This is a genomic window from Erwinia sp. PsM31 (assembly GCF_030433775.1).
Classification (GTDB): Bacteria; Pseudomonadota; Gammaproteobacteria; order Enterobacterales; family Enterobacteriaceae; genus Erwinia; species Erwinia aeris.
This window is the reverse complement of record NZ_JARUWZ010000025.1, coordinates 58474-74068: the sequence shown is the minus strand read 5'-3', so window position 1 is coordinate 74068 and position 15595 is coordinate 58474. Positions and strand designations below refer to the sequence as shown.

General features: G+C 44.1%; 16 protein-coding genes. 7 read left to right on the top strand and 9 right to left on the bottom strand.

Translation table 11 applies throughout. From position 1 onward, the window contains the following. Positions 1-214: 214 nt before the first annotated feature. A complete protein-coding gene (locus tag QCD69_RS17335; RefSeq protein ID WP_064691066.1) occupies positions 215-901 on the bottom strand; it encodes a replication initiation protein in 687 nt (228 codons plus the stop codon). Positions 902-1405: 504 nt separating this feature from the next. On the opposite strand from QCD69_RS17335, the gene QCD69_RS17330 reads away from it, so the two are divergent. The 3 genes from QCD69_RS17330 to umuC all read left to right on the top strand — a co-directional run bounded on the left by QCD69_RS17330 (position 1406) and on the right by umuC (position 3469). Then, positions 1406-1729, top strand: coding sequence for a TrfB-related DNA-binding protein (locus tag QCD69_RS17330; protein WP_140034305.1), 324 nt, complete (start codon positions 1406-1408; stop codon positions 1727-1729). Between the two features lie 14 nt (positions 1730-1743). Next, entirely contained in the window at positions 1744-2121 is a 378-nt protein-coding gene (locus QCD69_RS17325) for a peptidase (protein ID WP_133846937.1), read from the top strand. A gap of 88 nt (positions 2122-2209) precedes the next feature. Continuing rightward, complete coding sequence (umuC, locus tag QCD69_RS17320) at positions 2210-3469, top strand: translesion error-prone DNA polymerase V subunit UmuC (RefSeq protein ID WP_140034304.1); 1260 nt, start codon at positions 2210-2212, stop codon at positions 3467-3469. A 402-nt stretch (positions 3470-3871) separates the two neighbouring features. On the opposite strand, the gene QCD69_RS17315 is transcribed toward umuC, so the two are convergent. Both QCD69_RS17315 and QCD69_RS17310 read right to left on the bottom strand, forming a co-directional pair. Continuing rightward, on the bottom strand, positions 3872-4123 hold the full coding sequence (locus QCD69_RS17315) for a hypothetical protein (protein WP_128755156.1): 252 nt from the start codon (positions 4121-4123) through the stop codon (positions 3872-3874). Further along, on the bottom strand, positions 4110-4904 hold the full coding sequence (locus QCD69_RS17310) for a ParA family protein (RefSeq protein WP_140034303.1): 795 nt from the start codon (positions 4902-4904) through the stop codon (positions 4110-4112). Before QCD69_RS17310 ends, QCD69_RS17315 begins: the two co-directional genes overlap by 14 nt. Before the next feature lie 395 nt (positions 4905-5299). Here QCD69_RS17310 and QCD69_RS17305 point away from each other — a divergent pair, with 395 nt between their 5' ends. Then, positions 5300-5617 carry a DMT family transporter gene (locus tag QCD69_RS17305; protein ID WP_032429244.1) on the top strand — a complete coding sequence of 106 codons (318 nt, stop codon included), beginning with the start codon at positions 5300-5302 and terminating at the stop codon, positions 5615-5617. A gap of 14 nt (positions 5618-5631) precedes the next feature. Beyond that, complete coding sequence (locus QCD69_RS17300) at positions 5632-6921, top strand: ISL3 family transposase (RefSeq protein ID WP_023343400.1); 1290 nt, start codon at positions 5632-5634, stop codon at positions 6919-6921. Positions 6922-7184: 263 nt separating this feature from the next. Here QCD69_RS17300 and gapS6b read toward each other — a convergent pair whose 3' ends face one another. Beyond that, positions 7185-10520, bottom strand: a complete 3336-nt coding sequence (gapS6b, locus tag QCD69_RS17295) for a GapS6b family protein (protein ID WP_140034365.1) — start codon at positions 10518-10520, stop codon at positions 7185-7187. Between the two features lie 15 nt (positions 10521-10535). Continuing rightward, on the bottom strand, positions 10536-10862 hold the full coding sequence (gene gapS6a / locus QCD69_RS17290) for a GapS6a family protein (protein WP_140034364.1): 327 nt from the start codon (positions 10860-10862) through the stop codon (positions 10536-10538). A gap of 236 nt (positions 10863-11098) precedes the next feature. On the opposite strand from gapS6a, the gene QCD69_RS17285 reads away from it, so the two are divergent. After that, positions 11099-11767, top strand: a complete 669-nt coding sequence (locus QCD69_RS17285; RefSeq protein WP_140034363.1) for a recombinase family protein — start codon at positions 11099-11101, stop codon at positions 11765-11767. Next, positions 11745-12149, top strand: a complete 405-nt coding sequence (locus tag QCD69_RS17280) for a hypothetical protein (protein ID WP_140034362.1) — start codon at positions 11745-11747, stop codon at positions 12147-12149. The genes QCD69_RS17285 and QCD69_RS17280 overlap by 23 nt, the downstream gene beginning before the upstream one ends. A gap of 159 nt (positions 12150-12308) precedes the next feature. Here QCD69_RS17280 and QCD69_RS17275 read toward each other — a convergent pair whose 3' ends face one another. The 4 genes from QCD69_RS17275 to QCD69_RS17260 all read right to left on the bottom strand — a co-directional run bounded on the left by QCD69_RS17275 (position 12309) and on the right by QCD69_RS17260 (position 15581). Continuing rightward, positions 12309-12884 (bottom strand): PIN domain-containing protein, encoded by a 576-nt coding sequence (locus tag QCD69_RS17275; protein WP_140034361.1) that lies wholly within the window; start codon positions 12882-12884, stop codon positions 12309-12311. Continuing rightward, complete coding sequence (locus QCD69_RS17270) at positions 12884-13345, bottom strand: helix-turn-helix domain-containing protein (RefSeq protein WP_064691087.1); 462 nt, start codon at positions 13343-13345, stop codon at positions 12884-12886. The genes QCD69_RS17275 and QCD69_RS17270 overlap by 1 nt, the downstream gene beginning before the upstream one ends. Positions 13346-13707: 362 nt before the next feature. Continuing rightward, the gene (locus QCD69_RS17265; protein ID WP_140034360.1) at positions 13708-15216 is read right to left on the bottom strand and encodes a conjugal transfer protein TraG N-terminal domain-containing protein; all 1509 of its coding nucleotides are present in this window, start codon (positions 15214-15216) and stop codon (positions 13708-13710) included. Further along, positions 15216-15581: a hypothetical protein gene (locus QCD69_RS17260; RefSeq protein ID WP_140034359.1), complete on the bottom strand. Its 366-nt coding sequence runs from the start codon at positions 15579-15581 to the stop codon at positions 15216-15218. Before QCD69_RS17260 ends, QCD69_RS17265 begins: the two co-directional genes overlap by 1 nt. Between the last annotated feature and the right edge of the window lie 14 nt (positions 15582-15595).

The window sequence follows — 15595 nt, the reverse complement described above, 5'->3', positions numbered from 1 at the left end:
CGCCGGCGCCCGTTATGGGAAACAGCCCTACTTCCCGGCGTGCCGGAACGGCCGCAGAGCCGCCGGCACCAGTCATGGGAAATCGCCCTACTTCCGGACGCTACGTGATGGTAGCTGGCACCTCGGTGCAGAATATGGGAAACAGCCCTAGTAGGAATGTAGGGCCGTAGTGAGGAAGGTACAGCTGAGGGTCTGATAAAATAAGTGAAATATCTTATTGTTTTGGATAGATATTAAAAATCAACTTCCCGTTAGAATCTGCTTGATAAGAAACCCGCAAAGGGGTTTTATCATTGATCTGTCTTAGAGCAGGTTCTAAAAATGTACGTTTGAGTTCTGCGAGATTAGATTTCTGAGACTCGGGCAGCATGAATCTTTCAGAGAGCCAATCATGCGAAGTGACCCAAATCTGAGAGCTTCTGAACTGGCAGAGGCTCTCATAAAGTCGCACAGTACGCGGGTTTTTGAGGCTTCCACAGTCCCTGAGTGAGTAGGTAGTGAACTGACTGCCCAGTACATACAGATAAGGCAAAACCTTATGGTTAAACTCTATTTCCCATAACCCTTTACTGGAACGTCCTCCTGCTTCTGTTAACCAAGGACGTGCGATCACATCGTGGCGGCCAGTCTTGGGATAGAAAATGATGGCAGAACGTGAGAGCTCGAACACACCTTCTTTAACGTCACGACTAGCCTGATTACGGCTTACATTGAAGATATCTTCGTAATCTGCAACAGCAACGGTAAATATTGGATTTGCAGACTCCTCTTCATCAGTGAAGTAAGTTTGCATAAGACATAGCCACAACACACGTTTTGCCTTCAAAGACAAATGATAAGCAGCTTCAGTCAGCTCATTGGATTGCTTAACATTTATCTTTTTTTTCAACACATTAGCCATAGCAATAATCTTTTATGGGTTAATTTATGTCCCCCACAATATCATTCAGTACACACAAGTCAACTAATTATTAATTTGTGTGTGATGTAGGGCTAATTCCCATAGCATCTAGGGCTGATTCCCATACGAAGAAGGGCTGATTCCCATATTAAGTAGGGCCGATTCCCACAATATGTAGGGCTAATTCCCAGAAACAAGGCAATTTTCCTCAATAAAATCATTACTTTAAACCACTCTAAAAAGCTTTAAAAAGATATAAAATACTAATTAAAAAGCTATTAAAAATAGTGCTGTGGATAAGTGGATAAGTTAACCTCGGCATAGAAACCGGCTTCACTACGTTCACCCGGTCAACCCCTCTGCAGCGCAAAAACAAGTTTTGCACTGCCTCGCGGTTTTGATTCAAAACGAACGAATCTTCACAAGTACAGTGACTTTATACTTCTATTGACTATGACAAGCGCTACACTTAACCTTCTACAAAATGATGATTTTAGGTGACATATGGCGCAGAAAAAACAAATGACACAGCAGGAATGGGATCGATTAGTTCCAGCTATGGCAACTTATGCGCACATAACAACTGAGATCGGTTATGCAGTTTTAGTTGAAGGCGAAAGGCAGACAGATGTAGCCGTTCGCGTAGGTCGGACAAAGCAAAACGTGGCAAATGCAGTAAAGCGCATATGGGAACTCTACCAACAGGTGACAACTGATGATGGAGAAAACCTTGAATTAGTCAGTGTTTGGTTGCCAAAACCGGAAGCGGATAAAGTAAGAACGATCGCGGCTAAATTTTCAATCAACGGTGATAAAGTTAAATCGTAGAAGATGGAGCACAAATGGCGTTTCAATCCCCTGCAGCTAACTTCACAGAACAACGTCTTGATTTTACTAACCTGGTAAACCTATCCTCACATTCCTCATACGTCTTCAAAAGCGCAAGCGATTATCCTGATATTGGTATACTGAAAGGGTCATTACTGGCAGTAGATCGAGCAATCCCCTTTAAACACGATCAAATCGTCATTGCTAACGTTGGTGATGATCTTGTACTTCGCCGCTTATTACTCACTCCGATAGCAGCCCTCCAGGAACTGGATGGTCCTAAAACAATTACACCAATGCCGTCCAACCAAGATGTACCAGTCTGGGGTGTAATCGCATACGTCCTGACTGATATGGCTGGCTCAGGCTTTAATTTCAACGAAGAAGCCTAACTAATCCCCGCCTACAAATTTAATCTTGTAAAAACCCCCCGCAGAACAAATACTGTATACATAAACAGTATTTTGATGAGCTATCCCTATGTTTGCGCTTGCTGACGCTAATAATTTTTATGCCTCTTGCGAAAGGATCTTCCGCCCTGACTTGAAGGGGAAACCAATTTGCGTTGTGTCTAACAACGACGGATGCGTGATAGCACGCTCAGCTGAAGCCAAAAAGTTGGGAATCCCTATGGGTGCCCCACTTTTTAAAAATGAGCGTTTTTTCCGCGAAAATGGCGTGATTGTTTTCTCCAGTAACTATGCCTTATACGGCGATATGAGTAATCGTATGATGTCGATTCTTGGGGATATGGCACCTGGACAGGAAATTTATTCGATCGACGAAAGCTTTTTGGACTGCACCGGTATTGCCAGTTACATGCCTTTAGAGGAATTTGGTCTTCAAATGCGTAGCCGTGTTAAGAAAGAAACCGGATTAGTAATTGGCGTTGGTTTTGGGCCTACAAAAACCTTGGCTAAGCTGGCTAATCATGCGGCTAAGAAATGGAGTAAAACCCTTGGCGTGGTTGATCTCTCATGCCCGGAACGTCAGCGCAAACTGATGGCGATAGTTGACATAGATGAAGTCTGGGGTGTCGGAGGGCGTATCAGAAAACGGCTGGAGGCCATGGGCATTAACAAGGTGCTGGATCTGGCTAATTGCAACACCACTATGATAAGAAAAAATTTTAACGTCGTTCTTGAGCGTACAGTTCGAGAATTGAATGGAGAGTCCTGTATAGCTCTTGAAGAGGCTCCCCCACCCAAACAACAGATCGTATGCTCCAGGTCATTTGGACAGCGCATAACTGGGCTGGAGGACATGCAGCATGCGGTTGTAACGTATGCCAGCCGAGCTGCAGAAAAAATTCGAGAGCAGGGTTCAAAATGTAGGCACATCAGTGTCTTTGTAGCCACTGGCCGCTATGGCGATGAACCTCAGTATGCTAATACTTCATCCTTAACCTGTGAATATCCAACTAGTGATACGCGTGACATCGTGGGTTTTGCTATCAGGGGCTTAGATAGCATATGGCGTGATGGTTATCGATATGCCAAAGCAGGCATCATGTTAGGTGATTTTTACCAATCCGGAATCGCACAGCTTGATATGTTTAGTGAGAACCAGCCTAAAGCCAATGCGGATGCCTTGATGGCAGCTCTGGATACAATCAATAAATCCGGGCTTGGGAAGGTTTGGTTTGCTGGTCAAGGAGTTGATAACCCATGGCAGATGAAAAGAGAAATGCTGTCGCCCAGATATACAACAAGCCTGAAGGAATTGCCCATCGCTAAATAATACACCTAGCTATATAAAGATGGAGCTGATCAAATTTATATTAGTTACATCATTCAAATAAACGCTAAATGCACTAGGAGTTTTAACATCAAGATTTGTATCGTATTTAATTCTATAATGTATATACATTTGAATATGCATAAGCCTACATTCAAGTATATCCATTTGTATATACATAAGAGAGCTCAATGAGATTGCCTGTATTTTGGTTAACGTCAGTCAATTAAATTGACTAGGTTTTATGTATATACATTTGCATATTCATGAATCTGCATTTGAGTATACGCATTTGTATATACATAAGAGAGCTCGATGAGATTGCCTGTACTTTGGTTAACGTGAGGAAGCTAAATCGATGAGGCGCAATGTATATTCATTTGTATATACATTGCGCTACTAAAATTAAGTATTCTCAACAAGGAGCTGAGCAAGCTTTTCAATGAACTTATCGTCTTCAAGATAACAAGCTGCTCTGAGAACTCGAGAACGAGTAATGTTTTTCTGAGGCAATTTCTCCTGAACTTTTTCAACCAGCATCGACAGAGCGTCATCGTCTAGGCCAGTAAGGCGAAGGTTCATCTGTTTGCCTGTAGTGATATTTCTTCTCTCAGTTACACGCGTTACACCTTTTGCTATGCGATCACTTCTTGCCACTTTCAGCCTCCACAATCTGCTGCAGAAGTTCTTGTGTTAGCGCTTTATAGTCACGGTAGGGACGTTCGTTTTTAGCAAACATCATCACTGGTCGATGAACATCTGTAGCCTGCTTAAAAAGTTCACTCTGACGGATTTCAGTTTTTGCTACTTTGTAACCAGCCTCACTGATGTAACCATCAATAGCTTTTTTCATTTTTGAGTGGGAGTCGTTAACTTTTGTCTTTACAAGTGTATATACAAAATCTTCATTGCGTCTTACTTCTCGTACAACCTGGAATAGATCATCTATACCTTTCACAGCCCTGCGGTCCATGTCTACTGGCACGACAATTTTATCGGTTATAAGAAGAGCATTTTCGATACTTAGGTCGATAGCTGGTCGAAGATCGATAAGTATAAAATCATAGGTAGTTTTAAGTCTGCTTAGCCCTTCGTCCAGAATATTCAAACGGTGACGGAAGCGTTCGGCACTACGAGCTTCAACAGCAAGGGTGATGTCGGCTGGAATGACATCCAAGTTTTGGATAACGTTTTCTCCATCAAGAGCGTTATAAACCAGCTTATTTGTATCAAACTTAGGGTCTTCAAAGAGATCGGTGATTGTATAATCTTCCTCACCCCGACCAACGTCATCACTAAGGTTACCCTGATGATCCAAGTCAACTAGCAGGGTCTTATAACCTGCAGCAGCTAGTGCGCAACCCACAGCAATACAGCTCGTTGTCTTAGCCACGCCACCTTTACTGTTTGCAAAAGAAATTATGTAGGGCTTTTTCATTTAGAGCTCCATGTATATACAAAAGTATATGCATGATACATCCAATAGGTTAAAAGTCAATGTATATGCTTTTGTATATACACGTGGAGGGCTGGTGTGTCTGTTACTGCTCTTATGAAGGGGCTGCCACTTGTTTGCTTGTCATGTCAGTAATGGGATCAGTGCTCAAATGGCGAGTCAGAGCAGGCAAGTAGAGAAAAAATTTTGGGTAACCGGAATATCTGGTTGATATCTCCTTTGCTGGCAGCCTGTAATTCCCACTTTCTCACCGGAGAATATGGTTGATCAGCCTCCCTTCGCGGGTTAGTATCAGTCCATCTATAGGAGGACGACCTCCCCCACCTTGGGAAGTAATGACCAGGACGACCTGGCCCCGTTATATTTCGGAGGGGTCAATGCCTTGGGTATATCTTCTCGTTGCCGGTGTCCTTGAGATTGTGTGGGCTTACACAATGAAGCAATCTCATGGCTTCAGTCGGCTCTTACCATCGATCATCACGATTTCTACAATGGTGGCCAGCTTCTGGCTGTTAGCAGTCGCCATGCGAACTATTCCACTCGGAACTGCCTACACAATCTGGACGGGAATAGGAGCTGTAGGCGCTTTTCTTGTCGGAATCGCATTTTTGGCTGAACCGGTTAATGCAGCGAGAATCATTGCTGCGATCCTCATTGTTTCAGGGTTGGTGTTAATGAAACTATCCAGCGCCTGACATCGAGGTTATTAATGATGGGTCTCGTTACTGGCCTTATTAACCTCTCAAATTATGAGGTCAGGGACTCCAAGTCGACAGACGACGAAATGCACTTCCAGGTGGACGCACCCGATCCCATCGCGTGCGAGAAATGTGGCGTGCAGGGTGAAATCGTGCGGTTCGGCAAGCGTGATGTTCCTTATCGTGATTTGCCCATCCACGGCAAGCGGGTCACCCTCTGGGTGGTTCGTCGCCGGTACACCTGCCGGGCCTGCAAGACCTCCTTCAGGCCCCAGCTACCGGAGATGGTGGACGGCTTCCGCATGACGCGGCGGCTGCATGAGTACGTGGAGAAAGAATCCTTCAACCACCCCTACACCTTCGTGGCGGCGCAGACTGGCCTGGACGAGAAGACGGTACGCGACATCTTCAGCGCTCGCGCCGAGTTCCTGGGGCGCTGGCACCGATTCGAGACGCCTCGCATTCTGGGTATAGACGAGCTGTACCTGAACAAGCGCTACCGCTGCATTCTGACCAACATCGAGGAGAGAACCCTGCTCGACCTGCTGACCACCCGCCGGCAGGACTTGGTGACCAACTACCTGATGAAGCTGAAAGACCGGCAGAAGGTCGAGATCGTCAGCATGGACATGTGGAACCCCTACCGTACGGCGGTCAAGACGGTGCTACCACAGGCCCGTATCGTGGTCGATAAATTCCATGTGGTGCGCATGGCCAATGATGCCTTGGAGAAGGTGCGCAAGGGCCTAAGAAAGGAGCTGAAACCCTCCCAGAGCCGAACCCTCAAGGGAGACCGGAAAATCCTGCTGAAACGCGCTCACGAAGTCTCAGACCGAGAGCGGCTGATCATGGAGACCTGGACAGGCGCATTCCCGCAACTGCTGGCCGCCTACGAGCACAAGGAGCACTTCTACGGCATCTGGGATGCCATCACGCGCTCCCAGGCAGAAGCCGCCCTGGACGAGTGGATAGCCACCGTCCCGAAAGGCCAGAAGGAAATCTGGAGCGATCTGGTCAGAGCGGTGGGCAACTGGCGCGAAGAGATCATGACCTACTTCGAGACGGATATGCCCGTCACCAATGCTTACACGGAATCCATCAACCGACTGGCCAAGGACAAGAACCGTGAAGGGCGTGGTTACTCCTTCGAGGTGATGCGGGCACGAATGCTCTACACCACGAAGCACAAGAAGAAGGCCTCAACTGCGAAGGTCTCTCCATTCTACAAGAAAACCATCTGTTACGGACTGTCGGATTTCGCAGAGGAACTCAATTACGGGGTCGATCTATCAACCATCTGAGGGTGGTATAAGGTTGGTGGGGTGAAGGAGCCCCATCAACCATTAAATCCGGATACCCAAAATTTTAAAGGTTATAGTAAATGTTGTGCTGAATTTGAAAGCAAAACTTGTTAGAAAAGAAATCAATGGCGATTTTTGCTATCTGCAGGTGTAAGTTATTTTTAGATTGAGGAGCGAATGAACAGTGAATGATTATGTGGGAAAAGCCATCAACATAGCTAATACCCACAAGTGAAAATTAAGTAATGGTATTTTGGTAAATATCAGGAGGTAATTATTTCCATAGCTTTCTTATTTGTCTCACCCATATCGAGGAAATGTCCCTGCATGTATAGGAAAAATAATGTAGTTATGAATCTTTTTGTATTAGGCTTTGAAAACATAGACGGAACTAAACTAACAAAAAATTTAGCCAGTTTTTCCTCAGCAGAAATCTCTGATGAAGCATATTTATGCTTCATTACTGCTCTACAACATATGTTAAAGACTCTATCAACCTTAGGTCCATATGGATTATTAAAAGCCGTTAAGTGGCTGTTATTATAGCACTCACCCGGTAATGAATTGGTAATTACTGATTTTCTAAGATAACAGTCAAAAACTTGGGCTAAAAAATCGCTTGCTCTGAGTTCATCATTGAAAGAACCCACATAATTACTAAGAAGCTTACAAAGAACATCGCCCTCAGGATCGATAGGTGAACATGCAAGATTTAAAAAGTCAGTGCTCTGGATCGGGAAAGGCAAGCCATTAACTGCATGCAGTATAATTAAATTTTCTCTTTGAGATATTGAAAGTGTTGATGCCGCATCACCGATTAGTTTATACGGGTTAATTGGAGTTATCTTAAAAAGATGTACCATAAACCAACATAATTGCGTATCTATGGAAAAAATAGGTATATCGCTATTTTTTATTGCGTATATTGATTTAACACAGCGATGACCCCAGGTTTTAATATTATCATTAAAAGTCTTATCATAGTTGTCAGGGATAATAGTTAACACATGAAGTAAAGGGAAAATATTTTTTAAGTTAGCTATAACATTGGCATTGAATTTTTTAACGAGTTCAGATGGTACACACAGGATTTTACCATTTTCATCTTTAGAGACAGATAAGGATTTAACGTTTTCAACATAGTTAACCCAGTTCTTGAGCGCATCAATATCATCCTGAGTTAAGTGCAATTTAATTCCATTTTTAACAAAATATTGAGACGTCGATGTTAAGCATAAGTACATAATAGTTATTATGTCAGTGCACGCATCAGTCTCAATATTTTTCCCTCCATTTATTAATGCTTCGAATTTAGTATCTTGATTTTGTAGAAGCATCATAGCCGACTTAACTGGATCATTCTTATTAATTAAATTCATCCTAATAGCTAGAGGAATGGCTTTGTTCGTAAATAATGTGTCATCAATCTTATTTTGAGGTAAGTACCTACTAAATTGCTCAACCATAGTTTCCGGATTTTCAGATAATGTTAAAATCTGAAAGACGTCTGAACCGTCATTTGACTCATCTCGGATTTCTGTTGCTAAATTCTTAATTGCAACAAATGGTGGTAAAAAATTCTCTATTTTTAAATGCTTTATCCCTGATATGACTTCATCTCCTACCTCTTTATCCTTAAAAGCTTTCGCTAGAATGGAACTTGGGGTAAGAGTATGCCGATTAGATAAATTATCATCACTGGATATTATTTTGATAATACTCTTATCACCATCAAAGTATTGGATTGCACGCTCTAAGCCATTGATATTATATGATGGTTTAAAATTTTGAACATGTTTGCTCATTATAATCTGTAAGCACGCTTCAGAGATATAATAGTAGTTATTTTCCAATGACTCTTTGAACCAATCAATAATGATGCTTTCAACTAATTTAAAATTCTTTCTTTCAACTAATATTTTTATTATTTCAAGTGTCACGCTTTTTGGTTTTGCAAATAAAGAGCCATCTAAATTACTAATTATTTCATCAATTTGTGCAAACATACCTAGCTTGTAAAGAGTTTTAAATTTAAGATCGATTCCGTTTAGGCTATTGTTTTCTTTGATTTTTTTTGCTTCAGTTAAAGCTTCTTTGGCTGATCCATAATATAGGTGAGTCCAAACTATCATATTATAAATTTCAATAGGTTTTTCTTTATCATTCACCTTGTCGATTAGTGATATCACATCCTTATGACGGGCGATACTGTGTAGTTTAAAAAGGGTGTAACAAATTAGTGGAGAACACCATATGTCTTTTATTTCTTTTAGGAAATACAAGAGGAGATCGCAAGCTTCGTTTTCTCTTTCGCGCTTATAAAGCAGTTCACTTAGCGCTTGAATAAATTCTGAGTTGATATGCTCATGCTCAGGCTTTGGTGTTTTGAGTAGTGACTCTATGCACGTATCTAACTCAGCATCATTGCTTGATAACAAAAGCACTCTTAATGCATTTAATTTATTTTCAAAATCACTGAATGCACCGGTTATAGTAACGCCATTATCTATCCAAGCCCTAAAGTCATCATCAGGGATTATTTCTTCTGCAATCCAGAATGTGAGGTTATCCACCTCATTAGTTTTTATTATTTCACTAATTTTTTCTTCTTTATCTTTATCGCTGCAGATAATTTTTTCTAAAATTTTAGTTGGGTGGTTATCTGATACATCACCTGCTTTAAGCGACATTCGGATTTCATCTGCATAATCTTTGGCGAAGATTTCGGCTTTATCTATATTTGATGCGCAAACTTCTATAAGTTCATCGTTTGAAAACTTAGTGAAAATTAATGAAGGAAAAAAAATACTGAATAATCTAGAGTCACTGCATTCACTGTCTTTGTAGATTTGCAGAGCTTCATTAAGTAAGTTATCAACTTCATCTTTTTCTAGCTGCGTTAAAATCCAATAATCTCTTTTTTGTATGCTCTCGTTGAACACTAACGCTTTTGTGAATACTGCTGCGTATTGGGAATTATAATTATCAAAATTTAATTTTAGATAATCTGCAACTTGCTGAGCCTCAACAAAACATTTTAGACGTGTTAACCCTTCAATTATACCGTTAAGTTCTACTTCAGATAGGTTGTCCATATCATCACGATATAATTGAATTAGTTCTTCTTTAGTAGAGAAGAAAGCTAAAGCAACTGCTTTACTATATGGCCCAACGTCTTTACTTTGTTCAAATCTTTTCTTTGCTTTTTCAATCTCCTTGGTTGTGGACTCCACAGATAAAATTAATGATAGTGCTAAATCTTTTACGATCTTATTTTCTGAATTTCGTAATGTTGCAGTTATCTCTCTAAGATCTATCTCAAAGCTTGGATTAGATGTGTGTTCACATTTTATTTTTAGGATAGTTAGAAGTTCTGTTACGGCGTTTTCTAGCCCGCCCATACTTTCAATAAGACTTATTTTTTCTCTTGCTGCATCAAAATTTCTATTATTTATTGCATCCAATATTGCTCTGACAGGTGTTTTCAAAGAATCAGGAGTCGTAGAAGTGATTGTTTCAATATAGGTGCCAATGTTAAGGATTTTAGAACCAGCTACGTTATCGCCTGGCCCTGAATGAATTAAGGTTGTATCTGACATGGGGTTACCTATTAACTATTTGTTGTTAACTATCTTGCTGCCGCCAACGTTGTCGCCTGAGCCCGAATGCTGTTGATTTATATTAACTACAGATTGAGCGGGAATTGCGTTTAATAATGCTTTAATTTCCGGGGATTCATCAAATCTTCTTTCAATAGCTTTAGGACTCATTTCATCGTTCAACGGTATTGATTTAATCTTGTCTGAAAGAGATTCAACTGCCTCATCATCCAGAATAAAGCTTTTTAACTTTTCTTTTATAGTGCTTTTTGAGAATGATAAACCAGCCTGTAACAAGTCATAAATTCCGCGTGCTAGGATTGCTGTAGTGATTGCTTCCATGTAGTTTTCCTTTTGGGTTAAACCATGTTCATTTATGTCAGATACACCTTCCCTCATAAACTAAGACTTATCCTACTCATTGGCAATCATCATTGATGCTTATGTGAAATTTTTTTTCATGACATTTGAGTATACCCAAATGTCACCCCCTAAAATCATGCGTTTTTACCTTTAAGTCATGATATAAAAGTCATGCTATCCTTAGTCATAACCTAAAAGTCATTTATGGGTAAAAAATGTACATTTTTGCTTATCTGCGTGCTTCCACGCGAGAGCAGGACGCTGAACGCGCTAAAGATCGTCTTCAGCAGTTTGTTTCAGAACGTGGACATCGGATTGCCAGCTGGTACGTAGAGAATGTATCTGGTGCGTCACTGAGGCGACCTGAGCTGATGCGATTGCTTGAGAACGCGGCTCCGGGTGATGCGATACTGATTGAACAGGTTGATCGCTTATCTCGCCTTGATGATGATGGCTGGAAAACACTTAAAGAGCTTATAAGTAGCAAAAGCCTGTCGATCATCAGCCTGGACCTGCCTACAAGTTATGTCGCGCTCGAGAACCATCGTGGAGACGAATTCACAGCTGCCATGCTGCGGGCTATAAATGCAATGATGCTGGATATGCTTGCAGCCATTGCACGCAAAGACTATCAGGACAGACGTCGCCGGCAGAGCGAAGGGATAGTTAAGGCGGTAGAGAGCGGAAAATTCAAAGGTCGTCAGCCGAATCTGCAGATGCATCAGAATGTCATTAAGCTGCGTCTGCAAAACGGGATGAGTATCAGGGAGACAGCTTCAATATGCGGCATCTCAGAGCGCCAAGTGATTAGGATTACGCAGCGCCATCTCAGTAACAGTGATCCCGAAGGGAAAGGGGTGGATGATGAAGCACACAGCATATGAGCGCGGAGCTCAGGCAGCGGGTCTGTATAAGAAATTAACAAAAACAATGAGGGTATCGAATGATGCCTGCATAAGCTGGGCCCAGAAAAATGGGCTACCAAACATTTTGGGACGATTACCCGTTCCGATAGCAATTTTCTGTTTGCTGATTACAGCTCTGCTTTGTGGGGTAGTAATAGGTAGCTTAATTGTTGTGGCAGCTATGTTCATTTATATGCTTTGCAACATAACTATCAGTAATGAAGACGGTTACAACAGTGAGCATAACCCCTCCTACGGCACGGAGTGGCGTAATGGTAGCGAGGGCACTGGAATCTATACTGGCCCGGAGCATGGCCCCGGACCTTCTTATCGTGTAGATAATGATGACGATGAAGATTAGAAGTCTCATGCATCTAATCTTGGGGGCAGTTTGGATATAGAAAATTATTGTACGGTAAGCCTGTTTTTTGTACATTTTTAGGGCTATTGCCGAAGGTCGTTCACTACTTACTTCATAGGCCGTAACCGTAGCCAGAGGCCTTATCGGCCACTAAGCGGACTAGATCAGCAAGCGATACATGCTTAACTCTTTTACGGTTTGCGCCATGCCTTGCCGTAGTAACGCTTCTAAGTATTCATCAACTGACATTGGCGGCCTCCTCAGATTGCTACGCTGCGTAGTTACTGCCGAGAGTACGAGCGCGCGATTTAAATCGAACAAATCCATCACAAAATCATCAGGATGCAATGCTTCTATACCGAAAGCATTAAGTGCCGGTGCCGGAAAATCTTTAAGATTGAACGTCACTATGATTTCAGAATTGCTACGAACAGAAGCTGCGACGACGTGGCGATCGTCAACGTCAGGTAAATCGACACTATCAATTAGCGGTTCAAAACCTGTAATCATCGCATCGGGAACAGCTTTATTCATCAGTGCGGCGGTGTGTTGAATCTGTTCCGGGGTTAAATCAGTCCTATTTGCCAAAAGATTCCGCTGCCATTCATCTTCAATAGTGGCTGACCATTTCGGCTGATACAGTCCAGTCAGCCCTAAGCGGATCAGTAAATCCCGTAGAAATGACGGGTAAAGTACGCAAGCATCTAAAACTACGGGATAAGGTGTGTGGTTCATTAGTAAAGTCCAAGCTCCTGGCTTAGATCTGCCAACTCCTGCATTGCTTTATTGCTTTCGCTATCTCGCTGATCTTTGTACTTCATCAAATCGGCGAAAAGCACGCGGCGGTGGCGACCTGTTTTATGAAAAGGCAGCTTCCCGTCTTCCAGCAGTTTCACCATGTGAGGGCGTGAAACATTCAGAATATTGGCTGCTTCCTGCGTCGTTAATTCTGCATGTACAGGAACAACTTGAACCGCGTTACCGAGGGCCAGTTCACCTAAAATCGACATAAGCAGCGTCAGTGAAGACGTTGGCAGTTCGATCTGGTGGGTTATGTTATCTGCGTCCTGAATTGCAATTTTTTGTGTTTCCATTTTTGTGGAGAGGTAGGCGGCAAGCTCCCTTTGTCCACGTACAGCTGCCTCAATCTCCCCTTTAGCCGGAAGGCTAAGGCTATCAAGAATTGAGTTTGTCATTTTAGTATTCCAGTTATCTAGTTGATTTGAATGTATAATTTTATGTGTATATGCGTATGTTTGTGATTTCAGTTTATGGCTTTAGTATGTGATTTCAGTTTATGGTCTTAGTGTGCGATTTTAGTTTTAGTGTTACAGCAGCTGTTAATAAATAGATTAGTCGAAATAAACGAAAAACGCAACAAACGAAACAAGCGAAACATACGAAATGCGCACGAAAGGCGATTATTGACGAGTGCGGCACTCTAGCCGTTTCGGTCTGGCGCGGGAGTGCACCCGATTGCTATAGGTAAACCTGTCTAAAAAACAGGCTTACCGTACAATAATTTTCTATATCTAAACTCACCCCATCTACACCGACGTTATAATTTCACGGCTCTTTTAGCGGTATCAACAGCACTACCGCCTGCTTTTTGCACATCAGAACTTCCGTTTTTAAGCGCACCATCAAGTGCTCCACCCACTCTGATACCTGCCCATGAAAGCGCACCCATCCAGAACGCCGGCAGCACCAGAAACATCGATGCCATCACGAAGTTCATGATCAGATCATCCGAGCTGTTCTGAAAGCCGGCCATGTTGAAACTGCTGTGTGTGTCCGAGCTGTAGAGCGCCGTCAGCAGCCAGCTGTCCAGCCAGCGCGCCAGCTCCCACCAAAACGTCAGGAAGTGCAGGGCGAATACAACAAACGTCAGTGTGATAACCGTCTTAATCTCATACGCAGAGAACGCCAGGATAAGCGGCAGAATGACCACTACGGCCATTAGCATCACAGCCTGGACCATTGGTAAGGCCTGTCGCATGGCGTCAAATGCCGGAAACGCCGCGAGGCTTCCAAGGGCCGTTCCTCCGATCGCCGCGACGCGTGATACTGAGTTATCTAGGGTGAAATCCGCATTGCCGCCGTAGCCGGCATAAACATGGCCGCCCTGTGAAACCGTCAGGCTCTCAGGGCTTACCAGACGGCGTACTACGGCCTCCCGGTAGTCGGTCGCATTGCCTCCGATCATGGTCATGGCTGCTGAAAGACGGGTCCATAAGCTAGGGTCAGCCTGGTCCACGACGCGAGCCTGCAGGCCGGTTTCGGCCTTGCTCCACCATTCGCTGCAGGTCGGATAGCCGCCCCGGCCGGTGTCCGGCCGCCCGCTGTCCCGGCTTTCGTTCCATGGAAACGCGGCGCGTGGTGTTTTTGACTGCAGGCTGCCGTAATAGCTGCCTAGGAACGTCTTACTGCCAATCCACTCAATGTCGCGCAGGGTGGCTTTATCCTTCGTCTGCCCCTGGTCCTCGCGCTTCCACATGTACAGCGCCAGGGAATAGCAGTCGTTGGTGAAGTCCTGCAACTCCTCGGCGAGTCCCTTGTTATTGATGCGCGTGTGTTGCACCTCAAAGCGGATCTGGCGCATATCAGGACGGCAGGGGATGGTGGCGACGGACGCCTGGGTGATGCCCTTTGCCAGCTTGTGCATCAGATACCACCACACAGGTGCGGCGGCGGTCTGGTCATTAAGGCTGGAAATCACGGGCGAATAGCCCGTGTCATCCGGTGCCTTCGGTGTCCAGGTCCCGCACGTCTGTGCGCGCGTGGCGTCATATTTGATGGTGCTCATGTCCACGTTCATCAGCGGCATACAGCAGGCAATTATGACCAGAAAGGAGGTGTAAATGGCGTGCTCCATCCGGGGAATGGACAGCGCCCCCTTGTTTCCCTCATCTTCACCTTCCTCCCGGACCTTCAGCCAGATGCCGATAAGGCGAAAGGCCACCGGGGCGGCAAAAAGGCCGGTACTGAGCAGGATATTCCACAAACCGTTATTAACGACCCAGCCGAGCAGGGTCAGGAAATACTCCAGGTAGCTGTTAGTCAGCATTATGATGCTCCCGTGCCGCTGAGCAGCACCAGTTCACACACAACGGCAAAAACCACGCTGACGGCGGCAATCCGCATTAGCGGCTGCCTGTACTGCGACCTGAAGCCGGGCGCGCGCAGGATCTTCACAAACCCCCACGTCAGGCCACCGTATACCGCCAGCCGCCACATCAGCCAGCCGTATTTTGCCTGCTCCATCCATTTGCTGAAGGCGGCCGTCTGGTCAGGATTTTTGATTGCGTTATCCGCAATAACGAGCGCGGCGAGCAACAAAATTAGCAGCGTGCCGGCAATAATCAGCGTGCGCTGCAGAAAAGGATGACGACGGAAAAACGAGGCGCGGCGCGCCTCCCTTACAGGTTTCATGGTGCGGGCCTCGC